Genomic DNA, 24744 nt, shown 5'->3' with positions numbered 1-24744 from the left:
CGCCCGCCGGTACCGGACTCACCCGACCGACGGCGGCGCAGATCTTCCCCAGTCGCCCGATTGCGTGGAGAATGCAGGCACGACCGCTGTTCCCCTCGCGGTCGGTGGCGCGAAACAGCCGCTGGAAGTGGTTGAATGCCACCAACGGCGTCGATCACGGCGCAACCAACGCTGATGCCGCGCTCTGCCGCGCGGGACCCGACCGACAGGCGGTGGTGATCGTGACCGGAAGCTGCGCACTGCGCGGCCCCAGGTCGCGGCTCGCCCTGCTCGTCGCGCGGGTTTCGCTGTTCAGCGGCATCTGCCTCGGCGGCTGGCTCGGCACGGACTCGATCGCCGAAGCCGCCGACCAGCCCGACCTCGAAAAGCCGCAGGTCGAGGTCGAAATCGCCCCGCCAGAGCTCGACGTCGTGCCGCCGCGCGCGGAGGACCTGCACCCCGAACTGGACGAGGTGCAGCGCCCGGAGCCCGAGCCGCCCGACGCCGTGGAGATCGAACCGCCGGCACCGGTCGACCAGCAGGAACCGCCTGCCTCGGTCGACGATCCGGATCCCACCCCGATGGCTGCGCCGACCGCGCTGCCGTCGATGCAGCAGCCCTCCGCCGCGCCACCCCGCGCCGCGCGAGCCGAGCCGTCGCCCCCGGAACCTGTCGCCGTTGAGCGCACCCACGCCCACAGCCCTGCGGAACCTCGTGCGCCCAACCCCGACTCAGCCGACGAAGCACCTCTGAACAGCAGCGATCATGACACCGACGCCCCGTCGCAACCCGCTTCCGGGACCGGCGACCTGCGCGGTGCGCTGGTCGTGCTGCCGACCGGACCGAGCCTGACCAACCCGCGGACGGTCGGCTCGAAACACCCGGAAAACCGCCCGATCTCGGGTTTGTCGTCCGCCGAACCGTCAGCATCTCCCGACTGACGCTGCACCGAACCGCTTCGGCGGTGACTCTGGTCATCGCGCACCCAAGCTCCGAGTCGGCCGTCTGCGCCCGGCCGGGTCGGATCGGGGCACCACCAGCCTCCCGGCGACGTCGCTGACCTGCCGAACCGCGAAGGCGTGGTCCCCGGCCCCGGTGCCGCAAATGCCCCTGCGGCACCGGGGCGACACCTACCGCTCGAACCGCTCATCGGCACGACGAGGGGCCGTGCCGACGGGTGGTCGGCGGTGCGCGGGCGGCCGTCCTGAATGCGGACGGCCGCCCGCACGTTTCACGCGATCGGAGCTGTCAGGCCCGTCGGTCCACCGCCGTGACCCGCAGCGGAAGCGGCGGCGAGGCGGCGGATGGCCTCCACCAGCTGATCGTCCGGCAGCGTGAACGGCAGGCGGACCCAGTTCTCCAGCGAACCGTTCACCGAGAACCGCGCGCCCGGCGCGACCCGCACACCGTGCTGCTCCGCCGCCACCGCCAGCCGGCTGCTCACCGGCGCGCCGACGTCGCACCACATCGACAGCCCGCCGTCGGGGATCCGGAAGCGCCAGCTCGGCAGGTGCTCGCGCAGGGCGTCCACCAGGCAGTTCCGCCGCTCGACCACCTCAGCGCGCCGACGTGCCAGGACCTCGTCGGCGTCGGTCAGCAGCTCGGCCAGGACCAGCTGCTCGAGCACCGGGCTGCCGAGGTCCAGGGCGGCCCGCCCGACGACCATGCGCTGCACGAAGTCCTCGGACGCCCGGATCCACCCCAGCCGCAGCCCACCCCAGAACGACTTGCTGGCCGAGCCGACGGTGATCACCCGGTCGGTCAGCGCGGCCATCGGCGGCGGAGGCTGCTCGTCGGTCAGGTCGATGTCCACCAGGGTTTCGTCGACGACCGCATTCGTGCAGGTCCGGGCCAGTGCTCGGGCGAGCCGATCGCGGCCTTCGGCGTCGAGCCGGACACCGGTCGGGTTGTGGAAGTCCGGGATCAGGTAGGCCAGCCGCGGCGAGGTCTGGCGCAGGTTCGCGGTCAGCAGCTCGAGGTCCCAACCGTCCTCGACCATCGGCACCGCCACCGGCATCGCGTTGAGGCCGCGCAGCGCTTCGAGGGCGTTCGGGTAGGTGGGGTGCTCCACGAGAACGCGCTCACCAGGCGAAACCAGCATCCGCAGCACCAGCGCGAAGCCGTGCTGGGCGCCGTTGGTGATCAGGATCTGCTCCGGGGTCGTCGGCAGGCCGCGCCGGGTGAACCGCTCGGCCAACCGCTCGCGCAGGATCGGCAGACCGTGCGGCTGGTAACCGTGGGTCGGCAGCTGCTCGGTCAGGCGCAGCCGCGCTCGGTCCACCGCAGCGCACAGCTCCGGCGGCGCGCTGGGCGTGGCCTGCGCGAGGTTCAGCACCTCGGTGCTCTCCGGCGGGAACCAGCCGCCGTGCGCTTCGTTGTCCCGATCCGAATCCGGCAGCTTGATCCACGACCCCGCACCCCGCCGGCTGGCCGCGAAGCCGTCCTCGCGCAGCCGGTCCAGCGTCCGGGCGACCAGGGTCCGGCTGACGCCGAGGCTTTCCGCGAGCTCGCGCTCGGCAGGCAACCGGGTGCCCGGCGGGAGTCGTCCGTCCAGCACCAGGTGCCGCACCGCGGCGGCCAGCAACTGCGACGACGGCCGGTCCGCGCCGTGCCAGGAACCGAGCAGGTCGACGAGCTTGCGCCCGTGGATCTGGGCGGAGGTCGTGAAAACCATGGATCCAATGTAGTGGGATTGGCTCTCGATTTGAAGTCCAATATTGGTCTATAAAGAGCTCATGGCCTCGTTACCAGCTCAGGTGGACCTCTCGCCGCTTCCGATCAGGACTCGACCGGCCCTCCGGTTCGCGCAACTGCTCGGCGGCCTGGCCGCCTACGGGATCAGCATGGGCCTCATGGTCCGCGCGGAAATCGGCCTGAGCCCGTGGGACGCGCTGCACGAGGGCTTGTCGCAGCGGCTGAACTGGAGCTTCGGCGCGGTGACCGCGCTGACCGGCGTGCTCGTGATGCTGGCGTGGTTACCGCTGCGGCAACGCCCGGGCATCGGCACGGTGGCCAACGTGGTCGTCATCGCGTTCGCGGTGGACTTCACCCTCGCGATGACCCCGCAGCTCAGCTCGCTCCCGGCCCGACTCGCCCTGATGGTCTTCGCGATCGCGCTGAACGGGCTCGCCACCGCGGTGTACGTCGGAGCGCGGCTGGGACCGGGACCGCGGGACGGTTTGATGACCGGTCTGCACGCCCGGACCGGGTGGTCGCTCAGAGTGGTGCGCACCACTATCGAGGTCTGCGTGCTCGCCGTCGGATGGGTGCTCGGCGGCACGGTAGGTGTCGGAACCGTGCTCTACGCAACATCGATCGGTCCGCTGACCCAGCTCTTCCTGAGATTCGCGGTGGTCCGCGAGAAAAAAGATCTCTGCCCCTAGAGACATCTCGCATACCACGAAGTAGCATGGACGCCGTCCACCTGACCCCCAGGGGTGGACCTTGACGCCCCCGCACTCCCGGTAACCCCCAGGCCGGTTGAGCGCGGGGGCGTCCCTACTTCGGCGGCCGAAACCCGCTAGCCGCCGAAGACGTCGGCCCTGCAGAGCCTGGGACGAACCAGTCCGGCGCCGGGTTCCGGGCTCACCCGGAGAGTTCGGTCAGCTTGCCGTCGGCCATCTCCAGGCGGCGGTTGGTCCGGATCGCGTCGAGCATGCGGCGATCGTGGGTCACCAGCAGCAACGTGCCCGGGTAGGAGTCGAGGGCGGATTCCAGCTGCTCGATGGCCGGCAGGTCGAGGTGGTTCGTCGGCTCGTCCAGCACCAGCAGGTTGACGCCCCGCCCCTGCAGCAGGGCGAGCGCGGCGCGCGTGCGTTCACCGGGCGAGAGCGTGGTGGCCGGGCGCAGCACGTGGTCGGCCTTGAGCCCGTACTTGGCGAGCAGCGTTCGGACGTCGGCTGGCGGGGAGTCCGGCACTGCCGCGCAGAACGCGTCGAGCAGGGACTCCGAACCGTGGAACAGCGCGCGGGCCTGGTCGATCTCGCCGATGACGACGCCCGAACCGAGCGCAGCAGCTCCCGCGTCCAGTTCGACGCGCCCCAGCAGCGCGCCGAGCAGCGTCGACTTGCCGGAACCGTTGGCGCCGGTGATCGCGACGCGATCCGCCCAGTCGATCTGCAAGGTCACCGGGCCGAAGGTGAAGTCACCGCGCCGCACCTCGGCTTCGCGCAGGGAGGCGACGACCGCGCCGGAGCGGGGTGCCGCCGCGATCTCCATGCGCAGCTCCCACTCCTTGCGCGGTTCCTCCACGACCTCCAACCGCTCGATGAGCCGCTCGGTCTGCCGCGCCTTGGCCGCCTGCTTCTCGGATGCTTCGGAGCGGGTCTTGCGGCTGATCTTGTCGCTGTCGGTGGCCTTGCGGCGGGCGTTCCGGACGCCCTTGTCCATCCAGGCGCGCTGCATCCGGCCGCGCTCCTCCAGCGCGGACTTCTTGTCCGCGTACTCCTCGTAGGCCTCCCGCGCGTGCCGGCGCGCGACCGCGCGTTCCTCCAGGTAGGCGTCGTAGCCGCCGCCGTAGAGGTTGATCTGCTGCTGGGCGAGGTCGAGCTCCAGGACCTTGTTGACGGTGCGGGCGAGGAATTCGCGGTCGTGGCTGACGACGACGGTTCCGGCGCGCAGCCCGCGCACGAACTCCTCGAGCAGTTCCAGGCCTTCGAGGTCGAGGTCGTTGGTGGGTTCGTCCAGCAGGAACACGTCGTAGCGGGACAGCAGCAGCGAGGCGAGCCCGGCGCGCGCGGCCTGACCGCCGGACAGCGAGGTCATCGGCTGCTCGAGCTCGACGGCCAGACCGAGCTGGTCCACGACGCCTTCAGCACGTTCTTCGAGGTCAGCGCCACCTAGGCTCAGCCAGCGCTCCAGACTCTCGGCGTAGGCGTCGTCCGCGCCGGCGGCGCCTCGGGTCAGTGCCTCGGTCGCGTCGTCCATCACGCGCTGCGCAGCGGCGACGCCGGTGCGGCGGGCGAGGAACTGGCTCACCGTTTCGCCGGGGCGTCGGTCCGGTTCCTGCGGCAGGTATCCGACGGCGGCGGTGGCCGGGGAGAGCCGCAGCTCCCCGTGCTCAGGTGCGTTCAGCCCGGCGAGCAGCCGCAGCAGGGTCGACTTCCCCGCACCGTTGGCTCCGACCAGTCCGATGACATCACCAGGAGCGATGACGAGATCCAGCCCGGAGAACAACGAGCGGTCGCCGTGCCCGGCGGCGAGGTTCGAGGCAACGAGAGTCGCAGACATGAGACTGCCGAGATTAGCAACCACCACCGCGGCGACTCCCGGAAAGCGGTGGCACGAGCTGGTTCTCGAGCCCGGCTAGGGGCGCCTCGCCAGGAAGTCCGCGATGTCGGCGGCGATCCGGTCCGGGTGTTCGCCGTTGACGGCGTGGGAGGCGTCCGGGTAGACGCGGACCGTCGCCTCGGGCAGCGCGCGTTCGGCCGTCGCGGTGGCCGTTCCGGGATCGTGCATGACGGACCGGCCGGCGATGATCGCCAGCACCGGCAGGTCGAGCCCGGCGAGCGCTTCTTCGGTGATCCTGCTGGGCTGCGGCAAGCGCAGCCGGTAGTGCTGCATGCCGGACTCGATCATCCGCGCGACCGGCACGTCCTCGACCGGAGCGCCGCCCGCCGTGTAGGAGTTGAAGCCGTCGCGCCACGACTTCGGCAGCCACGACAGGGCGGCCGGGAGGGAGCGCACGACGGTGCCCAGCGGCATGTCGTCGAAGACGAAGACCGGGTCGATCAGGGTCAGGGTGGCGACGAGTTCCGGCTGCCGGACGGCCAGGTTGGCCGCGTTCCACCCGCCGATGGAGAGCCCGACCAGGTGGAACCGGTCTTCGGGGAGCCCGGCGAGCGCCTGGTGCAGCCAGGCGGCCTGGTCCGCGTCGTCGACGATGGGACGGTCCTGGACGCTCCGGCCCGGCTCACCGAGCAGATCCACGGTGTAGACGTCGCCGACCTCCAGCAGCGACGGCAGGTTGTCCGCCCACACCGGGCTCGCCGAAGCCCGTCCCGGGAGGAGCACCAGCGGCGCCGAGGCCTCGCCGCTGCCGGCGAAGCGGTAGAAGCGGACGACGCCGTAGTCGGTGCGCACATCGATCGCGTCCTCGACCGCGGGCAGATCCCGAAACGCCTGGTCGTAGGCCGCCAGGAAGCGATCGCGTCCCTCCGCGCCGTCCCAGTGCCCCACCGGCGAGGGCGTGCGCATGGCGAAAGCGGCGACCACCACGGGCACGGCGACGACGCCCAGCGCGATCAACCAGCGGCGCCGGCGAGGCCGTTCCGAGTTGCCCACGATTCCTCCCTGACCGATCGGTAAATCTTCTGACCGATCGGTAGAATATGGGGCGTGTCAAGGAGAGAACGAGCGGAATCCGAGCTCACGCTGACCGAGCGGGCCCGGCGCCAGCAGCTGATCGAGGCCACCGTCGAGCTGGTCGCCGATCGCGGTTACGCAGGTGCCTCCCTGTCGCGGATCGCCGAACGCGCCGGCATCACGAAGGCGGCCGTGCTCTACCACTTCCCGTCGAAGGACGCCGTCGTCCGCGCCGCGCACGAACACGCCCTGACCGCGCTGACCTCCCAGGTCGCGGCGGCCGTGGAAGCCGCGGACCCCGCGCACGGTCCGGCCGCCTACATCCGGTCGATGGTCGGCCACCTGCGCGAACACCCCCGGCACACCAGGATGATCATCGAAGCGATGACCAACGAGTCCGCCGAGCGCCAGCCCGCCGAGCGGTGGCGTCCACTCGCGCAGATCATCGAAGCGGCCAGGAGCGAGCGGACCCCGAAGGCCGCGGGTGACGAACGCACGCTCGCGATCATCATCGGCGGTGGAATCGACGCGATCGTCGCCGAGCAGCTCAACGACCCGAGCTACGACACCGCGGAAGCAGCCGAAGAGCTCATCGACCTGGTCCAGACCAAGCTCTCCGCATGACCCCGCGTGCAGGGCGAAGTTCCCAGTTCCGCCCTGCACGCTGCCGGTGGCGGTCGCCCGCCTGCCGCCTAGCCGCCGGATGCCCCGGCACGGGACGTCGGCGCGACGAGCTCGGCCAGGTGTTGCAGCGAGTTGGGGAGGTGCTCGGGACCGAACGGCGGGAACTGGATGTACTCCCGGACGGACTGCGGCACCGCCGACCAGTCGTAGGTGAGCGTGACCTCGGTGTCGGACGGACCGAGCGGCACGAGGTCGTAGCGCCAGAACCAGCCGCCGAACTCCAGGTGACCATCGCCCTTGGGGTCATGCCCCGTACGCCAGCCGATGGCGCGCGGTGCGTCGAGCACGTGGACCTGGTTGGCCACCTGGTAGTCACCGTCCTGAGCGTTCGGGTGGTACATGTCCATCCGGAAGATCTGCCCCACCTCGGTCAGCGCCGCCCGATCGGCAGGTTCCCGAACCCAGCCGGTGCCATCGATCGCAGGATGCGTCGCCGGGTCCGCCAGCACCGCGAACACCTTCTCGGCGGGCACGGCGACAGCCAGGGTGGCGCTCACGTTCTCCTCGTCCACGGTGTGCACGCTCCTTGCCATGTCATTTCGGCCTCGCCGAGGCGCGAAAACGGGACGTTCACCATGCAGACCACGCCGCGAGACAGAACTCATCGGATCGCGCCAACGGGCAGGGCAACCATGAGACCGGCAACTGAGACAAAAAACGCCCCCACCGAACCCGGTGGGGGCTTTTTTGCAGCTCTGAGCGGTGGCCAGGGGCGGGGTCGAACCGCCGACCTTCCGCTTTTCAGGCGGACGCTCGTACCAACTGAGCTACCTGGCCGATAGCGTCCGGTTTGCACCGTTACGCCTTGGCGACCCAGACGGGACTCGAACCCGCGACCTCCGCCGTGACAGGGCGGCGCGCTAACCAACTGCGCCACTGGGCCATGCTTCTCTGTTCAGTTGTTCGTACCCCCAACGGGATTCGAACCCGCGCTACCGCCTTGAAAGGGCGGCGTCCTAGGCCGCTAGACGATGGGGGCTTGGCCGATTCGGAACCGACCCGGCCTTGCCTCCAACCGGCTTTCCCTTTTCAGGTCCGCTCCGTTGGCGTTGAGAAAAGCTTACGACATGCCTCAAGCGGGCTTGCAACAGGGGGGTCCCTCAAGCCGAACGACCCCCGCGAGCGCCCGCTCCGAGACCCTCGCCCGCCCGCCAGACTACTGCCTTGACCTGCCGATTTCGACCATTCACGGCAGCGAGCCCCAGCACGCGCCGAGGCGCGCCCAGTGCCCCGACGAGGCTCGCTCCAGGCTTGGAAACCGACAAATCGCTCAAGATCCAAAAATGTGACCTGGGACTCAGGTTTGAGCGATTTTTCGGGATCTGCGGCGCACTGCCCCGACGAGCACCGCACGACAGATCCAGATGAAGCGGCCCTTCGGACCTATTGGCGAGCGCGCAGCAGCCCGGCGCGATGCGCATCCCGGCTTGCCGACTGCTGCAGCCCGGCTCCGACAGGTGGCGACCACTCTGGATTCCGCTCGTCCGGGCGACCCGCCCCACGAACGGTTGATCTACGACACCACCGGAAGTTACGTCGCCCTGGGCGTCGCGCCCACCGGCGGACGCCTCCGCGCGACACCCGTCAGCGGGTGACCGGCGGCTGTCCGTCGTCGTCGGGAGCCAATCCCAACATGTCCAGCAGGAGTCTGCAATCTTCGGCGCTCTCCGCGCCGCGGGCGACCGCCATCCTGGCCTTGTGCACCTGGTCCGGCGAGATCCGCGAGGGCTCACCAGCTCTCGGAGCGGGCACCGCGGCCGACTGCCGCGAGTGTCCGTCTTCCTGCTGCCACAAGAACTTCCGTACGTCCAGCGACCCGTACATGACGCCTCCCCGGCCTCGGGTTCCCGGCGCAGGCTATCCACAGGTTGTCCACACCCGCAGCCCCCCAGAGAGTGATTTGACTTCGACGCAGAGTAATCACGCTCGGGGGTGACGATCCACTTCGGATCTTCGCGCTGCGCCGGTCACCCGCGTTGATCGTCCACACTGGACGAACGGCAGAGTTGCCCCGACCGCCGGTTCGGGGCGGACCCATCAGGAAGGAACGCACATGAGCAGTCGAACGTTCACCGTCAGTGGCATGACCTGCGGCCACTGCGCCACGTCGGTCACCGAGGAGCTGACCGAGCTCCCCGGCGTCACCGACGTGCAGGTGTCGGTGGACAGCGGACGGGTGTCGGTCACCAGCGAGCAGGAGCTCAGCCGCGAGGCGGCCACCGCGGCGATCACCGAGGCCGGCTACACCATCACCGACTGGCCCAGCGCGAACTGAACCCCTCGCCGGGGGTCGCGGTTCGCGGGATAACACCTCGAACCGTTGCGCGAGACCGCCGAGCGGGCCCGCCCCGGAGGTGCCGGACGCACGAATCGTGCGCCAAAAGCTCCCCAAAGGGCCTCGCCACGTGCCACAATCGGGTCGCTGACACACCCCCGGTCAGCACCTGTGGAGATCCCCTCCGGCCCCCGCGTTCGTCCCCCTGACGCGGGGGCCCTCCGCTTTTCACGGCCCGCGACGCAGCTGCCACGCACGGTGACTGGAGTCACAGCAGTTCGCGCTTCGCAACCCAACCGTTATCGTGGGGCTCGTGGCTCTAGGACGAACCAAGACCAGCCGTCGGCAGAAGGCGGCCGAACCGGCCGAACCCGATCACGAGTTCGAGTCGTACCTGGCTGCGCTGGCCCCGGAGGAGAGCGTCGAGTCCACCGGGTCCGGTCGCCGCTTCGGCGCCGCGCAGGTCTACCAACTGCGCCTGCCCCTGATGGCCAACGAGCGGCTCAAGGAGCTCGCGTTCAAGCAGGGCACCTCACCGGCCGCGCTCGCCCGTGACTGGGTGATGCAGCACCTCGCGTTGGAGGAGGACAACGCGGCAGCCGCTCCAGCGGCACCGATGCACCAGCCGGCTCCGGCCGAGTACTCAGCTCCCCTCGAGCACGCTGCTCCGGACGAGTACACCGTCGTGGACGACTACGCGGCTCCGGTCGAGTACGGCGCTCCGCAGGCGGACCCGATGTGGCCGGACCAGGACACCCAGAAGCACTTCCAGCCGGTCTCCGAACCGCCGGTGCGGCACGACGCCTACGGCGACGTCGAGCAGACCGAGGAGATCACGGTGCCGCAGAACCGCTTCCGGCACTGATCTTCCGGGTCTAGATGGCTGCGGCGCGAAGCGCCACCTTGAGGGGCGGTGGTCGGGCGAAGGGCTGGCCCCGACGCCCCACCGACCGTTGGGCCGGTGGGGCGTCGGATTCGCTTCAGCTGGGGGCTCAGGCCGGGAGGCCGAGCTCCCGGGCGATGAGCATTCGCTGGACCTCGCTGGTTCCCTCTCCGATCTCCAGGATCTTGGCGTCGCGGTAGAACCGGCCGACCGGGGTCTCGTTCATGAACCCGTAGCCGCCGAAGATCTGGGTGGCGTCGCGGGCGTTGTCCATCGCCGCGTTCGACGAGGCCAGCTTCGCGATCGCGGCCTGCTTCTTGTACGGCTCGCCGCGCAGCATCCGCGAGGCCGCGTCGTAGTAGGCCAGGCGCGCGGTGTGCGCGCGCAGCTCCATGTCGGCGATCTTGAACTGCATCGCCTGGTACTCACCGATCTTGCGGCCGAAGGCCTCGCGCTCGTCGACGTAGCGCAGGCACTCGTCCACGCAGCCCTGGGCGAGGCCGACGCCGACCGCGGCGATCGCGACCCGGCCCTCGGTGAGCGTGGCGAGGAACTGCGCGTAGCCGCGGCCCCGCTCGCCGAGCAGGTTCTCCGCGGGCACCCGGACGTCGTCGAAGGACAGCGCGTGGGTGTCCGAGGCGTTCCAGCCGACCTTCGAGTACTTCTTGGCGACGGTGAACCCCGGGGTGCCCGAGGGCACGATGATCGTGGAGATCTCCTTGCCGCCGTTGGGCTTCTTCCCGGTCACCGCGGTGACGGTGACCAGCCCGGTGATGTCGGTGCCGGAGTTGGTGATGAACGCCTTCGAACCGTTGATCACCCACTGGTCGCCATCGAGCACCGCCGTGGTCTGGGTTGAGCCCGCGTCGGAGCCGCCGCCCGGTTCGGTCAAGCCGAAGGCGCCGAGGATTTCGCCGCTGGCCAGCTTCGGCAGCCAGGTCTTGCGCTGCTCGTCGTTGCCGAAGCGGTAGATCGGCATGACGCCCAGCGAGACGCCGGCTTCCAGGGTGATGGCCACCGAGGAGTCGACGCGGGCCAGCTCCTCCAGGGCCAGGCAGAGCGCGAAGTAGTCGCCGCCCATGCCGCCGTGCTCCTCGGGAACCGGCAGGCCGAACAGGCCCATCTCCCCCATCGTGCGCACCAGCGGGTACGGGAACTCCTCCCGCTCGTAGTAGTCGCCGATGACCGGGGCTACTTCCTTGCGGGCGAAGGTCCGCACGCTGTCGCGCAGGGCTTCGTGCTCTTCGCTGAGCCGGTGGTCCACCATCGTCGGGCCTCCTGTGTTGTCCCGGTCGTTCATGACTGGTTCGACGGGGTGAGGACAGCCAGCGGCTGGTCGAGCCCGACCGACTGCCCCTTCCTGGCGTGCACTTCGCTGACGGTTCCGTCGATCGGGGCGGTGACGGTGTGCTCCATCTTCATCGCCTCGACGACGAACAGGCGTTGTCCGCTGCTGACCTGCTGACCTGCGGTGACGTCGGCGACCAGGACCGTGCCGGGCATCGGGCTGGTGACCGTGCCGTCGGAGCGGCCGCCGGCGCCGCCGCGGTCGGCGAGCAGCTGGTGCTCGGCGAGCGCCCAGGTCCGGCCGTCGGCGGCGAGCCACGTGGTGCCGTCGACGTGCGCGAACCGGTAGCGGCGGGTCCGGCCCTGGTGGGCGACGGTCAGCACGTCCCCGTGCACCTCGGCCGAGGCCCGGTCGGTCGCGACTTCCTTCGCGGATTCGCCGTCGGCGGGCTCGATCGAGACCTGGGCGTCGGCGGCCCGACCGCGGATGCGGACCTCGACCTCGCCGCCGTCGGCCGCGAAGCGCCAGGTGCTCCAGGCCGGTTCGCCGAGCCGCCAGCCGTCTGGGACGTCCCACGGGTCGACGTTCGCACCGGTGGGTTCGGCCGCCAGCAGGCGTTCCAGGGCTGCCGCCAGGTAGATCTCGTCAGGCGTGATCGCGCTTTCGGCGATCAGCGCGTCGAGTTCGCGCTCGACCAGGCCGGTGTCGAGGCTGCCCGCCTGCACCTGGTCGTGCTGCAGCAGCGCGCGCAGGAACGCGACGTTGGTCTGCAGGCCGAGGACCGCGGTGTCGCCGAGCGCCTTGTCCAGGCGGCGCAGCGCGTCGGCCCGGTTCGGACCCCAGGCGATGACCTTGGCCAGCATCGGGTCGTAGTCCGAACCCACCCGGGCACCCGGGCGGACGCCGGAGTCCACGCGCACGCCGGGGCCGGACGGCTCGTGGACAGCGAGGACGTCACCACCGGTCGGGAGGAAGTTGCGGCTCGGGTCCTCGGCGTAGACGCGGGCTTCCACCGCGTGCCCCTCGAGCGAGATGTCCTGCTGGGTCCAGGGCAGCGGTTCGCCCGCCGCGACCCGGACCTGCTGCTCGACGAGGTCGATGCCGCGCCGACCGCCGACGGTGGCAACGAGCTCGGTGACCGGGTGCTCGACCTGCAGGCGGGTGTTCATCTCCATGAAGAAGAACTCGTCCGGCCGGTCCGCGGAGACGATGAACTCCACCGTGCCCGCGCCGACGTAGCCGACCGAGCGGGCGGCGTTGACCGCTGCGGTGCCGATGCGGGCGCGGGTTTCGGCGTCCAGCAGCGGCGACGGGGCTTCTTCGATGATCTTCTGGTGGCGGCGTTGCAGGCTGCACTCGCGTTCGCCGAGGTGCACGACGTTGCCGTGCGCGTCGGCCAGCACCTGGACCTCGATGTGCCGGGGGCGGCTGACGAAGCGCTCCACGAACAGCGTGTCGTCGCCGAACGCCGAGCGCGCCTCCCGCCGGGCCGAAGCGATCTGGTCGTCCAGCGCGGACTCGTCGTGGACCAGGCGCATGCCCTTGCCGCCACCGCCGGCGGAGGGCTTGATCAGCACCGGGAACCCGATGTCCAGCGCCGCCTGGTGCAGGTCGGCGTCGGTCATGTCCGGGTCGCTGCGGCCGGGCACCACCGGGACGTCGGCGGCCGAGACCGTCTGCTTGGCGCGGATCTTGTCGCCCATCGACTCGATCGCGGTCGCCGGCGGGCCGATGAACTCGATGCCTGCCTGGGCGCACTCCTCGGCGAAGGCCGCGTTCTCGGCCAGGAAGCCGTAGCCCGGGTGGATCGCCTGGGCACCGGTGCTGCGGGCGGCGTCGAGGATCCGCTTGCTGTTGAGGTAGCTCTCCGCGGCCGCACTCGGTCCGATGTGGACGGACGTGTCGGCTTCGCGGACGTGCCGGGCATCGCGGTCGGCGTCGCTGAACACCGCTACGGAGCGGATGCCCAGCTCGCGCAGCGTCCGGATCACCCGGACCGCGATCTCTCCCCGGTTCGCCACCAGCACCGCGTCGAAGTGCTGCATCGTCATCCCTTCGCTTCGCCGAACGACTAGGTTTTGCCTGGTCAGGACCCGTGAGTCTTTTGGGGTGCTATAGCGACCCAAAGTGCTCACGGGTCCTGACCAGCGACGTCACATGCGGAAGACGCCGTAGGAGATGCCCTCGAGCGGGGCGTTGGCCGCCGCTGAGATCGCCAGCCCCAGGACCGAGCGGGTCTGCTTGGGGTCGATGACCCCGTCGTCCCACAGGCGAGCCGTCGCGTAGTACGGGTGGCCCTGGTTCTCGTACTGGTCGCGGATCGGCTGCTTGAACGACTCCTCGTCCTCCACCGACCAGTCCTCGCCGCGCGCGTCGAGCTGGTCGCGGCGGACCGTGGCCAGCACCGAAGCCGCCTGCTCGCCGCCCATCACCGAGATCCGCGCGTTCGGCCACATCCACATGAACCGCGGCGAGTACGCCCGGCCGCACATCGAGTAGTTGCCCGCGCCGAAGGAACCACCGATGACCACGGTGAACTTGGGGACCCGGGCGCAGGCCACCGCGGTGACCATCTTCGCGCCGTGCTTGGCGATGCCGCCGGCCTCGTACTCCTTGCCGACCATGAACCCGGAGATGTTCTGCAGGAACACCAGCGGGATGGAGCGCTTGTCGCACAGCTCGATGAAGTGCGCGCCCTTCTGCGCCGACTCGCTGAACAGGATCCCGTTGTTGGCGATGATCCCCACCGGGTGCCCGTGGATGCGGGCGAAACCGGTGACCAGCGTCTGGCCGTACTCCTGCTTGAACTCGGCGAACCGGCTGCCGTCGACGATCCGCGCGATGACTTCCCGCACGTCGTAGGGGGTGCGGCTGTCGGTCGGGACCACGCCGTAGAGCTCGTCGGGGTCGGCCACCGGGGCTTCGACCGGCGCGACGTCCCACGGGCGGGGCGTGCGCGGGCCGAGGGTGCTGACGATGCCGCGGACGATGCGCAGCGCATCGGCGTCGTCCTCGGCCAGGTGGTCGGTGACGCCGGAGGTGCGGGAGTGCAGGTCGCCGCCGCCCAGCTCCTCGGCGGTCACTTCGGCACCGGTCGCGGCCTTCACCAGCGGCGGACCGCCGAGGAAGATCGTCCCCTGCTCGCGGACGATCACCGCCTCGTCGCTCATCGCCGGGACGTAGGCGCCGCCCGCAGTGCACGAGCCGAGCACCGCGGCGATCTGCGGGATGCCGCGGGCGGACATCGTCGCCTGGTTGTAGAAGATCCGGCCGAAGTGCTCGCGGTCCGGGAACACCTCGTCCTGCCTGGGCAGGAACGCGCCGCCGGAGTCCACCAGGTACAGGCACGGCAGGTTGTTGTGCAGCGCGACTTCCTGCGCGCGCAGGTGCTTCTTGACGGTCATCGGGTAGTACGTGCCGCCCTTGACCGTGGCGTCGTTGGCCACCACCACGCATTCGCGGCCGGACACCCGTCCGACGCCGGTGATGATGCCCGCCGACGGCGCTTCGTCGTCGTAGAGGCCGTGCGCGGCCAGCGGGGACAGCTCCAGGAACGGCGAGCCGCGGTCGAGCAGCGCGTCGACCCGGTCGCGGGGCAGCAGCTTCCCGCGCTCGACGTGCCGGGTGCGGGCCTTCTCCGGTCCGCCGAGGCGGGCGCGGGTGAGCTGGGCGTTGAGGTCGTCGACGAGCTTCGAGTGCTGCTCGGTGTAGCGGGCGAACTCCGCCGAGTCCGGATCCGCGGTCGTGCGCAGGGCGGGCGCATCCATGCGGGGCACACCTTCCGCCGGAGTTAGTCATCGTTAACGCGACCGATGTTAACGATGACTAACGGGTTTCGTCTAGCATCGACACCGATGTCCACCGATGCAGCCAAACCGTCCCGCCGCGAGCAGATCCTGGCCGCGGCGGCGGAGAAGTTCGCCCGCGCCGGCTTCCACGGGGTGGGCATCGACGACATCGGCAGCGCGGTGGGCATCTCCGGGCCCGCCCTGTACCGGCACTTCCGCAGCAAGGACGCGATGCTGGCCGAGCTGCTGACCGGCATCAGCGACCGGCTGCTGCGCGGCGGGCAGGACCGCGTCGGCGAGGCGGCCGACCCGAACGACGCGCTGGACCGCCTGGTGCGCTGGCACGTCGAGTTCGCGGTGAACAACCCGGCGCTGATCACCGTGCACATGCGCGACCTGGACAGCCTCGCCGAGACCGACCGGCACAAGGTCCGCGAACTGCAGCGCAGCTACGTCGAGGTGTGGGTGGACGTCCTCTGCCAGGTCCGTCCGGAACTCCCGCGCCCGACCGCCCGCGCGACCGCGCACGTGGTGTTCGGCCTGATCAACTCGACCCCCTACAGCGCGCACCTGGACACCCGGGCGATGTCCCGCCTCCTGCGTTCGATGGCCCTCGGAGCCATCGACCGAGCCACCAGCTGACCCCTCCACCCCCGCCGGTGCCGGTGCCGGTGCCGACGGGTGGACGCAAATTCAATGGAATTTCGACGTCCGATTTCCATTGAATTTGCGGAAGTTCTCCACAGGATCCGGAACCTGTCCACAGGTCCCGACACGCCGGGGTCCCGACACGCCCGGGTGTGCAGTTTCAATTGAAACTGTAAAACCCAGGCACGGCGGATCACAGTTTCAATTGAAACTGCGGGGTGGCGGAGCGGCGGCGGGCCGGACGGTTGCTGGGGTCGCGGGGTGGGTAGGGCTGGTTGAAAGGCGATTGCGCGCTGGAGGCGGGCATGGCCAGGACCTGGATCGAACCCCAACCGATTCCCACGCGGGCCCGGACCACCCGGCGGCGCCGCAAGGGCGAGTACGTGCCGTGGTTGCGCACCACCGATCCGAAGCAGATCGGGGTCATGTACCTGATCGCGTCGTTCGGCTTCTTCGTCGTCGGCGGCTTGATGGCGCTGCTGATGCGCGGCGAGCTGGCCGAGCCGGGGCTGCAGTTCCTGTCGCAGGAGCAGTACAACCAGCTGTTCACCATGCACGGGACGGTGATGCTGCTGCTGTTCGCCACCCCGGTCCTGTTCGGCTTCGCCAACGTGGTGCTGCCGCTGCAGATCGGGTCGCCGGACGTGGCGTTCCCGCGGTTGAACGCGCTGTCGTTCTGGTTGTTCCTGTTCGGCGGGCTGATCGTGCTCAGCGGCTTCCTGCTGCCCAACGGCGCGGCTGATTTCGGCTGGACGGCTTACGCCCCGCTGTCGCGCTCGATGTTCAGCGTGGGCCCGGGCGGCGACGTGTGGGCGGCCGGGCTGATCCTCAGCGGGCTGGGCACGATCCTCGGCGCGGTCAACATGATCACCACGCTGGTGTGCCTGCGCTGCCCCGGGATGACGATGTTCCGGCTGCCGATCTTCTGCTGGAACATCCTGGCCACCAGCCTGCTGGTGCTGATGGCCTTCCCGATCCTGGCCGCGGCGCTGTTCGGGCTGCTGGTCGACCGGCACCTGGGCGGGCACGCGTTCGACCCGGCCAACGGCGGCGCGATCCTCTACCAGCACCTGTTCTGGTTCTTCGGCCATCCGGAGGTCTACATCGTGGCGCTGCCGTTCTTCGGCATCGTCACCGAGATCCTGCCGGTGTTCAGCCGGAAACCGCTGTTCGGCTACACCGGGCTGGTGTTCGCCACGCTGATGATCATGGGCTTGTCGGCGATCGTGTGGGCGCACCACATGTTCGCCACCGGCGCGGTGCTGCTGCCGTTCTTCTCCTTCGCCACGTTCCTAATCGCGGTGCCGACCGGCATCAAGTTCTTCAACTGGATAGGCACCATGTGGCGCGGGCACCTGACGTTCGAGTCACCGATGCTGTTCTCCATCGGGTTCATGGTGACGTTCCTGCTCGGCGGGCTGACCGGGGTGATCCTGGCGGCCCCGCCGCTGGACTTCCACGTCACCGACACCTACTTCGTGGTGGCGCACTTCCACTACGTGCTGTTCGGCACCATCGTGTTCGCGGTGTTCGGCGGGGTGTACTTCTGGTTCCCGAAGATGACCGGCCGGATGATGGACGAGCGGCTCGGCAGGATGCACTTCTGGTTGACCTTCGTCGGCTTCCACCTGACGTTCCTGGTGCAGCACTGGCTGGGGGCGGAGGGCATGCCGCGCCGCTACGCCGACTACCTGGCCTCCGACGGCTTCACCGCGCTGAACGTGGTGTCCACCATCGGCGCGTTCGTGCTGGGCGCGTCGATGCTGCCGTTCCTCTACAACGTGTTCAAGAGCTACCGGTACGGCGTGATCGCCGACGTGGACGACCCGTGGGGGCACGGGAACTCGCTGGAGTGGGCGACGTCCTGCCCGCCGCCGCGGCACAACTTCACGTCGTTGCCGCGGGTGCGGTCGATCCGCCCGGCGTTCGAGCTGCACTACCCGCACATGGTCGAGCGCTTGGAGGTCGAAGCCCACGCCGACCTGCGGCGCAGCCGCTAGGGCCGACGCTCCCCGGCGTGTCGGGTCCCGACGCACCGGGGGTCCGCAATTTCCATTGAAATCGAAGGTCCGATTTCAATGGAATTTGCGTCAGGCGCCGGCGGGGACGGGTTCGGAGCGGGAGAGGACCTGGCCGTTGGCGTCGAGGGCTTCGACCGCGGCGTAGGGCGCCGGCGACGGCAGCGGCGCCGAGGTCTCGAAGCCCGCCTTCGGGACGTCCGCGACCGGGTTGAGCTGGTCCGGGGCCGGGCCGGCGAGGACGCGCCAGGTGCGGACCTCGGTCGCTCCGTTCCAGCTCGCGTACACCGTGTCGTCGTTCAGCGCCGCCACCGGCGGCTCGGTCGGCGTGCCCGCCCAGGGCAGGCGGAAGGCCCGGTAGGACGGCATGCCGTCGCCGAGCGATCCGTGCAGCACCACCTCGCCGTTCTGGTCGAACTCGGTGAACTCCGGCTGCGATCCCCAGCCGACGAAGCTGTTGCCGCCCGGCAGCACCTGGTGGTCGCCCTGGCTGACGCTCGTGCCGCCGCCGGGGTGCTTGAACTCGCGCACCACGCGAGCGGTGCGCGCTTCCTGGTCGACGGCGAGCACGAGCCCGCGGGACACCGGTCCGGGTTCGCTGGCCGCGTTGTCGAACAGGCTCATCGTGCCGTCCGGCTGCCAGCGCGCGTCGTGCTGCCGGGCGAACACCGCGTCCGGGTCGGCCGCGAAGTCGCTGCGCTTGCCGCCGAGCCGCCACCGGACGTCGCCGGTCGCGCGGTCCACCTGGTAGATCGTGTCGGTGTGCCGGGCGGAGATCAGCAGGTTGCCGTCGGCGTCCTCGGTGATCGAGTTGAGGTGGAGGTAGTCGTAGGGCGCGGCGGGGTCCTCCGGCAGCGGGACGGTCGACTCGTCGAGCGCCACGTGGTCCAGGCTGCGCCAGTCGAGCAGCACCGCGCCGGTGGCGATGTCGATCTCCTGCACGACGCCTTCCACGACGGGCCGGTCGAGCTGCACCGTGTGGTAGGCGATCAGCAGCGCGGTGTTGCGCGGGGTGATGACCATTTCGTGCAGGTCGGCCTTCAGGCCGTTGCCCGCGCGGACGGTGGCGATCTGCTGGTAGGAGCGGTCCAGCACGACGTACTCGCCGTCGCCGTAGCCCGGGTGCGGCGCGCCCTGCCACCAGGTCAGCACCGGCTGGCCCTGGTAGGTCTGCGCCTTGAAGTCCATGGTGAACAGCTGGGCGCCGTCGCCGACCGGCTGGAACCACACCGGCTGCCCGGTGTCGTCGATGATCATCGGCCCGCTCTGGGCGGCCGTGCCGTGCGGCGCGACGAAGATGCTGCCGGGCTCGGTGCCGTTGGCCGGGGTGTCGATCCGCACCACCGGCGGGCTCAGGTCCGGCCTGGTGATGAAGTGGTGCGATTCGGGCGGCGCGGACACGCCGATCCCGGCGGTCGCCACCAGCAGTGCTAACGCCGCGAGCAGTACTGCGACGACCTTCGAGCGCATCGGCCACTCCGTCCACCGGGGATGGGGTCGGCTCGAGGGCTATCACTGATCAACTGCCCGCAGGTAGTCAGTTGCGAAAAGTTTCCACGTTTTGCCAGGGCGTCAGATCGCACACCGGAACCGGCTCTCGGATGTGCGCACCGCACTCGAGAAGTCCACAGTGGACGGACGGTTTCCGCTGCCCGCTGGGCCGAACGAGCGAAGCCGGACGTGGCGCGGTTCATAAACGGTTCGGGAACAACGGGGCGCGGGACTACTGTTGGGAACACCTGGGGAGCGCCAGTGCGAGCCGTCTTCCTGAATCGTTTCCGCCAGCCGCGCGAGCGGCCGCTCCGGCACGCCCGCGGCGAGGACGCGATCACCCACCCGCCCAGCACGTCCAGACGAGGAGACTTCCTTGCCCATTGCCCTGTTGGCCCTGGCCATCGCCGCATTCGGGATTGGAACGACCGAGTTCGTGATGATGGGACTGCTGCCCGAGGTCGCCACCGACCTGGGCGCGACCATCCCGGAGGCCGGCGGTTACGTCTCCCTGTACGCGCTCGGCGTGGTGATCGGCGCGCCGCTGCTGACCATGCTCGGCATGCGGACCAAGCGCAAGGCGATGCTGCTGAGCATGATGGTGCTGTTCACCGTCGGGAACCTGTTCTCCGCGTTCGCCCCGACGCACGAACTGCTGCTCGCGGCCCGGTTCGTCGCCGGCCTGCCGCACGGCACGTTCTTCGGCATCGGCGCCGTCGTGGCCGCCGGTCTCGTCCCGGCCGACAAGCGCGGCCAGGCCATCTCGATGATGTTCATCGGTCTGACCGTCGCCAACATCGTCGGCGTTCCGCTCGGCACGCTGCTCGGCCAGGCGCTCGGCTGGCGCTGGGCGTTCGGACTGGTCGCGGTGATCGGCGTGGTCGCGCTGGCCGCCGTCGCCGCGCTGGTGCCGGACCAGCCCAAGCCCACCGACGTCAGCCTGCGCGGTGAGCTGCGCGCGTTCCGCCGTCCCCAGGTGTGGCTGGCGTTCGCCGTCGTGGTGTTCGGCTTCGCCGCGACCTTCTCCTTCTACAGCTACATCAAGCCGGTGCTCACCGACGTGACCGGCTACTCGCCGACCGCGGTCACGCCGCTGCTCGCGCTGTTCGGCGTCGGGATGACCGTCGGCACCGCGCTCGGCGGGCGGCTCGCGGACCGCAACCCGATGCGCACGCTGTACGTCTTCCTCACCGCGCTGGCCGCCAGCCTCGGCCTGTTCGTGTTCACCGCGCACAGCGCCGTGCTGGCGCCGGTCACCGTGTTCCTGATCGGGGCGACCGGTTTCGCGGCCATCCCGAGCATCCAGGCGCGGATCCTGGACCAGGCCAAGGAAGCGCCGGCGCTGGGCTCGGCGAGCATCCAGTCCACGTTCAACATCGCCAACTCGCTCGGCGCCTACCTCGGCGGCCTGGTCATCGCGGCCGGGCTGGGCCTGACCGCGCCGAGCTGGGTCGGCGCCCTGCTGGCCCTCGTCGGCCTCGGCTTCGCGCTGCTGTCCGGCTGGCTGGACCGCAACCAGCGGCAGCCCGCCGCCGCGGTCGCCTCGCACCGCGCCGCCGCGGAGTCCGTCGAGGTCAGCTGACCGGCGCCACAGGAGTCACACTGCCCGGGCGTTCGCGCTCCCGGTGAAATACGGTGGCTTGCGGCATGCGCCACACGGCGTGGCGGGAATCCACGATCAACTGGATCGGTTCTACCTCGTGTCGGCCCTTCGCGGCTGGCGACGAACGCGATATCTGCGGAGGAAAGCACCCACATGACACAGGTTCCGAACATCACGCTGAACACCGGCGCAGCGATGCCGCAGCTCGGTTACGGCGTCTTCCAGGTCCCGGCCGACGAGGTCGTCGCGCCGGTCCGGTCGGCGATCGAGGCGGGCTACCGCAGCATCGACACCGCCGCGGTGTACGGCAACGAAGCGGGCGTCGGCCAGGCCATCGCGGAGTCGGGCGTCAAGCGCGAGGACCTGTTCGTCACCACCAAGCTCTGGAACGACGCGCAGGGCTACGACAGCACCCTGAAGGCGTTCGACGAGAGCCTGGACCGCCTCGGCCTGGACTACGTCGACCTGTACCTGATCCACTGGCCGGTCCCCGCCAAGGACCAGTACGTCGACACCTGGAAGGCGTTCCAGAAGCTGCACGCCGACGGCCGCGCCAAGACGATCGGCGTGTCGAACTTCCAGGTCCCGCACCTGCAGCGCCTGTTCGACGAGACCGACGTGGTGCCGGCGGTCAACCAGATCGAGCTGCACCCGAACCTGCCGCAGGCCGAGCTGCGCGCGTTCCACGCCGAGCACGGCATCGCCACCGAGGCGTGGAGCCCGCTGGGCCAGGGCAAGGGCCTGCTGGACGACGCGACGCTGGCCGCGCTGGGCGAGAAGTACGGCAAGAGCCCGGCGCAGATCGTGCTGCGCTGGCACCTCCAGCTGGGCAACGTGGTGATCCCGAAGTCGGTCACCCCGTCGCGGATCAAGGAGAACATCGAGGTCTTCGACTTCGAGCTCGCCGACGACGACGTCGCGGCGATCACCGGCCTGTCGACCGGTGTCCGCGTCGGTCCGGACCCGGACACCTTCGGCGCCTGAGCCGAACCCCGCCACAACGGCCCGCCCCGCCCTCCAGCGCGGCGGGCCGTTCCGCGTTCGGGGGTGGTCAGGCGACTTGGACTGCGGGGCGGGAGGCGAAGCCGCGGAGGACGTTGCTGCCGGATCGGAGCGAGGCCACCTGGCTGCGGGTGGCCAGCCAGCCCGGGAACTTCGCCAGGCGCTGCAGCGGCGTGCTGCGCTGGGCCGAGGTCAGGGCCGCCGTGCGGGACACCTTGAGGGCGCGCGGGCGGCGCTCCTGCTCGTAGGCGCGGAGCCGGGACGCCAGGTCACCGTCCACATCGGACAGGTACTGGGTGAGCAGCCAGGCGTCCTCCAAGGTCTGGTTGGCCGCTTGTGCGACCGCGGGCGGCATCGCGTGCACGGCGTCGCCGAGCAGCGTGCTGCGCGCACCGCCCCAGACCTGCGGGACCTTGTGCCGGATGTGCGGGAAGAAGCCCAGGTCGTCGTCGGCGACCGAGGCGAGCAGCTGCTCGACCGGGTCCGGCCAGCCCCGGAAGACCTCGCGCAGGTCGGCGACCGAGAGCACCGGGTCGCCCTCCTTCCACGGCATGTCGAACCACCAGTGCAGCATTCCGCCACCGGTCGGGATAAGGCCGCAGTGCGCGTTGCGGCCGGCGATGTTCAACGTCTGGTGGCCCTGAGCGACGGGCAAGTCGCTGCGCGTCAAGCCCTGCCAGCTCGCCCAGCCGGTGGGCTTCGCCGGTTCGCCGCCCAGCAGTTCGCGGCGCACCACCGAGCGCTGCCCGTCGGCGCCGATCAGCAGGTCGCCCGTCGCGCTGGTGCCGTCGTCGAACTCGACGACGACGCGGTCCGGGTGCTCGACGACACCGACGCAGCGGCGGCCGAAGTGCAGCACGTCCGACGGCAGCGCGGCGGCCATCTCGGCGATCAGCGCGCGGCGCGCGATCTGCACCGTCGGCGAGCCGAGGCGCTCGGTGACCTCGCCGAGGTCGGCTTCCCAGAGCAACCGGCCGGTTTCGGTGAGCGAGCGCAGGCTGCTCAGGTGACGGCCGGAGGCTTCGATGTCGACGCCCAGATCGCGCAGCGCAGCAGTCCCGTTGCTCCACACGGTGATTCCCGCGCCAGTGGTGCGCAGCGCTTCGGAATGCTCGAAAACCTGCACGTCATGGCCGTTGCCGGCCAATCCGTTGGCGATGGCGAGTCCCCCGACTCCGGCTCCGATCACGAGAACCCGCATCGTCTCCATCCGTCAGCCCCGACGTCAGTTGTCCAGCTCGAGTTTATCCAGGAGACCGGAAGTACCGATTTGTCCTTGCTCACAACTGGACCAATAAAGACTTCCGCCGGCCGCCCCAGGCGTGCTGCGGACAGCGGAACTCCCGCCGCTGTTCGCCATCTCACATCACCTGGTGAGCGGAGCGCGAATTTTGCCCGGAACTCGCGGTCGGCTCCGACGTCCCGCGATCGCCGGGTAGGCACGGTCGCAGGAGCAAACTATGTTGCCGTCATGAGCCCTCGCGTCTCCCCTCCGTTCCGCGCCGATCACGTCGGCAGCCTGCTGCGCCCGCAATCCCTCCTCGACGCCCGCGACGAGCACGCCGCCGGTCGCATCGACGACGCCGAGCTGCGCCGCGTCGAGGACGAGGCGATCGCGCAGGTGGTGGCCATGCAGGAGGAGGTCGGCCTGCACAGCGCCACCGACGGGGAGTTCCGGCGCAGCTCGTGGCACATGGACTTCCTGTACCAGCTCGACGGCGTCGAGAAGGTCGAGAACGCCGACCTCAAGGTCCAGTTCCACAACGAGCAGGGCGACATCGAGTTCGCCACGCCGGACCTGCACGTCAACGGCAAGATCGGGCTCAGCCGGACGATCTTCGAGGACGCCTTCACCGCGCTCGCCGACCGCGTCAGCACCGCGACGCCGAAGCTGACCATCCCCTCGCCGGGCATGCTCTACTACCGCGGCGGCCGGGCGGCCATCGATCCGACGGTCTACCCGGACCTGGCCGAGTTCCGCGCCGACCTGGCCGCGGCCTACCGCGCCGAGGTGCGGGCGCTGGCCGATCTCGGCTGCCACTACCTGCAGCTCGACGACACCAGCCTGGCCTACCTCAACGACCCGAAGCAGCGCGCGCAGCTGACCGCGCGCGGCGACGACGCCGAGCGGGCCCACCTGCAGACCATCCAGCTGATCAACGAGTCGCTGCGCGGGCGCCCGGACACCCTGTCGGTGACCACGCACATGTGCCGGGGGAACTTCCGCTCGTCGTGGGTGGCCGAGGGCGGCTACGACTTCGTCGCGGAGGCGCTGTTCAACGAGCTCGAGGTGGACGGGTTCTTCCTGGAGTTCGACGACGAGCGCTCCGGGGGCTTCGAGCCGCTGCGGTTCGTGCCGAAGGGCAAGGCCGTGGTGCTCGGCCTGGTCACCACCAAGCGCGGCGCGCTGGAATCGAAGGACTCGCTCAAGCGCCGCATCGAGGAGGCCGCCCGCTACGTCGACCTCGACCAGCTGTGCCTGTCACCGCAGTGCGGTTTCGCCTCGACCAAGGACGGCAACACCCTGACCTACGACGAGGAAGTGGCGAAGTTGCGCCTGGTCGTCGAGACCGCCGCCGAGGTCTGGGGCTGAGCCCTCGCGGTCGCCGACCGGGGTGGAGGGCGCTCACTGCGACTGCAGATTTCAGTCACGACTGAACACAGTTTCAATTGAAACTGCACATCCCAGGCACGGGGGACCGCAGTGTCAATTGAGCCTTTGCATCCTGTCTGGTCTGCGACTGCGAGGCATGACCGGCACCGCCGCGGGTTCTCAGCGTTC

At 69.9% G+C, this 24744-nt stretch carries 20 protein-coding genes and 3 tRNA genes; 10 read left to right on the top strand and 13 right to left on the bottom strand.

The genetic code is table 11. The features are described 5' to 3' along the window. Positions 1-221: 221 nt before the first annotated feature. Positions 222-920 (top strand): hypothetical protein, encoded by a 699-nt coding sequence (locus OU415_RS18560; protein WP_270950131.1) that lies wholly within the window; start codon positions 222-224, stop codon positions 918-920. 290 nt (positions 921-1210) lie between these two features. On the opposite strand, the gene yczR is transcribed toward OU415_RS18560, so the two are convergent. Next, positions 1211-2653: a MocR-like transcription factor YczR gene (gene yczR / locus OU415_RS18555; protein ID WP_270950130.1), complete on the bottom strand. Its 1443-nt coding sequence runs from the start codon at positions 2651-2653 to the stop codon at positions 1211-1213. A gap of 61 nt (positions 2654-2714) precedes the next feature. Here yczR and yczE point away from each other — a divergent pair, with 61 nt between their 5' ends. Further along, positions 2715-3362: a membrane protein YczE gene (yczE, locus tag OU415_RS18550; RefSeq protein ID WP_270950129.1), complete on the top strand. Its 648-nt coding sequence runs from the start codon at positions 2715-2717 to the stop codon at positions 3360-3362. A gap of 202 nt (positions 3363-3564) precedes the next feature. On the opposite strand, the gene OU415_RS18545 is transcribed toward yczE, so the two are convergent. Together OU415_RS18545 and OU415_RS18540 are read right to left on the bottom strand one after the other, a co-directional pair. Further along, positions 3565-5208: an ABC-F family ATP-binding cassette domain-containing protein gene (locus OU415_RS18545; RefSeq protein ID WP_270950128.1), complete on the bottom strand. Its 1644-nt coding sequence runs from the start codon at positions 5206-5208 to the stop codon at positions 3565-3567. 75 nt (positions 5209-5283) lie between these two features. After that, positions 5284-6261, bottom strand: a complete 978-nt coding sequence (locus OU415_RS18540; protein WP_270950127.1) for an alpha/beta fold hydrolase — start codon at positions 6259-6261, stop codon at positions 5284-5286. A gap of 54 nt (positions 6262-6315) precedes the next feature. On the opposite strand from OU415_RS18540, the gene OU415_RS18535 reads away from it, so the two are divergent. Beyond that, positions 6316-6906 (top strand): TetR/AcrR family transcriptional regulator, encoded by a 591-nt coding sequence (locus OU415_RS18535; RefSeq protein WP_270950126.1) that lies wholly within the window; start codon positions 6316-6318, stop codon positions 6904-6906. 68 nt (positions 6907-6974) lie between these two features. Here OU415_RS18535 and OU415_RS18530 read toward each other — a convergent pair whose 3' ends face one another. From OU415_RS18530 to OU415_RS18510, 5 genes are all read right to left on the bottom strand, one after another. After that, a complete protein-coding gene (locus OU415_RS18530; protein WP_270950125.1) occupies positions 6975-7499 on the bottom strand; it encodes an SRPBCC family protein in 525 nt (174 codons plus the stop codon). Positions 7500-7669: 170 nt separating this feature from the next. Continuing rightward, positions 7670-7743, bottom strand: a tRNA-Phe gene (locus OU415_RS18525). A gap of 29 nt (positions 7744-7772) precedes the next feature. After that, a tRNA-Asp gene (locus OU415_RS18520) sits at positions 7773-7849 on the bottom strand. A 23-nt stretch (positions 7850-7872) separates the two neighbouring features. After that, a tRNA-Glu gene (locus OU415_RS18515) sits at positions 7873-7945 on the bottom strand. Between the two features lie 605 nt (positions 7946-8550). Next, positions 8551-8790 (bottom strand): hypothetical protein, encoded by a 240-nt coding sequence (locus tag OU415_RS18510; RefSeq protein ID WP_270950124.1) that lies wholly within the window; start codon positions 8788-8790, stop codon positions 8551-8553. 229 nt (positions 8791-9019) lie between these two features. Here OU415_RS18510 and OU415_RS18505 point away from each other — a divergent pair, with 229 nt between their 5' ends. Together OU415_RS18505 and OU415_RS18500 are read left to right on the top strand one after the other, a co-directional pair. Next, the gene (locus OU415_RS18505) at positions 9020-9241 is read left to right on the top strand and encodes a heavy-metal-associated domain-containing protein (RefSeq protein WP_270950123.1); all 222 of its coding nucleotides are present in this window, start codon (positions 9020-9022) and stop codon (positions 9239-9241) included. Positions 9242-9554: 313 nt separating this feature from the next. Continuing rightward, a complete protein-coding gene (locus OU415_RS18500; protein WP_270950122.1) occupies positions 9555-10106 on the top strand; it encodes a hypothetical protein in 552 nt (183 codons plus the stop codon). 127 nt (positions 10107-10233) lie between these two features. Here OU415_RS18500 and OU415_RS18495 read toward each other — a convergent pair whose 3' ends face one another. The 3 genes from OU415_RS18495 to OU415_RS18485 all read right to left on the bottom strand — a co-directional run bounded on the left by OU415_RS18495 (position 10234) and on the right by OU415_RS18485 (position 15179). Beyond that, positions 10234-11391, bottom strand: a complete 1158-nt coding sequence (locus tag OU415_RS18495; RefSeq protein WP_270950121.1) for an acyl-CoA dehydrogenase family protein — start codon at positions 11389-11391, stop codon at positions 10234-10236. Between the two features lie 29 nt (positions 11392-11420). Beyond that, entirely contained in the window at positions 11421-13463 is a 2043-nt protein-coding gene (locus OU415_RS18490) for an acetyl-CoA carboxylase biotin carboxylase subunit (protein WP_270950120.1), read from the bottom strand. Positions 13464-13565: 102 nt separating this feature from the next. Beyond that, positions 13566-15179: a carboxyl transferase domain-containing protein gene (locus OU415_RS18485; RefSeq protein ID WP_270950119.1), complete on the bottom strand. Its 1614-nt coding sequence runs from the start codon at positions 15177-15179 to the stop codon at positions 13566-13568. An 87-nt stretch (positions 15180-15266) separates the two neighbouring features. Here OU415_RS18485 and OU415_RS18480 point away from each other — a divergent pair, with 87 nt between their 5' ends. Together OU415_RS18480 and ctaD are read left to right on the top strand one after the other, a co-directional pair. Continuing rightward, positions 15267-15842 carry an SACE_7040 family transcriptional regulator gene (locus OU415_RS18480; protein WP_270950118.1) on the top strand — a complete coding sequence of 192 codons (576 nt, stop codon included), beginning with the start codon at positions 15267-15269 and terminating at the stop codon, positions 15840-15842. Between the two features lie 311 nt (positions 15843-16153). Beyond that, complete coding sequence (gene ctaD / locus OU415_RS18475) at positions 16154-17848, top strand: aa3-type cytochrome oxidase subunit I (RefSeq protein ID WP_270950117.1); 1695 nt, start codon at positions 16154-16156, stop codon at positions 17846-17848. 90 nt (positions 17849-17938) lie between these two features. On the opposite strand, the gene OU415_RS18470 is transcribed toward ctaD, so the two are convergent. Beyond that, positions 17939-19336 carry an arylsulfotransferase family protein gene (locus OU415_RS18470; RefSeq protein ID WP_270950116.1) on the bottom strand — a complete coding sequence of 466 codons (1398 nt, stop codon included), beginning with the start codon at positions 19334-19336 and terminating at the stop codon, positions 17939-17941. 397 nt (positions 19337-19733) lie between these two features. On the opposite strand from OU415_RS18470, the gene OU415_RS18465 reads away from it, so the two are divergent. Then, positions 19734-20939 carry an MFS transporter gene (locus tag OU415_RS18465; protein WP_270950115.1) on the top strand — a complete coding sequence of 402 codons (1206 nt, stop codon included), beginning with the start codon at positions 19734-19736 and terminating at the stop codon, positions 20937-20939. A 174-nt stretch (positions 20940-21113) separates the two neighbouring features. Then, the gene (locus tag OU415_RS18460) at positions 21114-21944 is read left to right on the top strand and encodes an aldo/keto reductase (protein ID WP_270950114.1); all 831 of its coding nucleotides are present in this window, start codon (positions 21114-21116) and stop codon (positions 21942-21944) included. A gap of 67 nt (positions 21945-22011) precedes the next feature. On the opposite strand, the gene OU415_RS18455 is transcribed toward OU415_RS18460, so the two are convergent. Continuing rightward, positions 22012-23163 carry an FAD-dependent monooxygenase gene (locus OU415_RS18455; RefSeq protein WP_270950113.1) on the bottom strand — a complete coding sequence of 384 codons (1152 nt, stop codon included), beginning with the start codon at positions 23161-23163 and terminating at the stop codon, positions 22012-22014. A gap of 270 nt (positions 23164-23433) precedes the next feature. Between OU415_RS18455 and OU415_RS18450 the strand changes: the two genes are divergently transcribed. After that, positions 23434-24555 (top strand): 5-methyltetrahydropteroyltriglutamate--homocysteine S-methyltransferase, encoded by a 1122-nt coding sequence (locus OU415_RS18450; RefSeq protein ID WP_270950112.1) that lies wholly within the window; start codon positions 23434-23436, stop codon positions 24553-24555. The last annotated feature ends 189 nt before the right edge of the window (positions 24556-24744 follow it).

The organism is Saccharopolyspora oryzae, assembly GCF_027853915.1.
Taxonomy (GTDB): Bacteria; Actinomycetota; Actinomycetes; order Mycobacteriales; family Pseudonocardiaceae; genus Saccharopolyspora; species Saccharopolyspora oryzae.
This window is presented reverse-complemented; position numbering and strand designations above follow the sequence as displayed.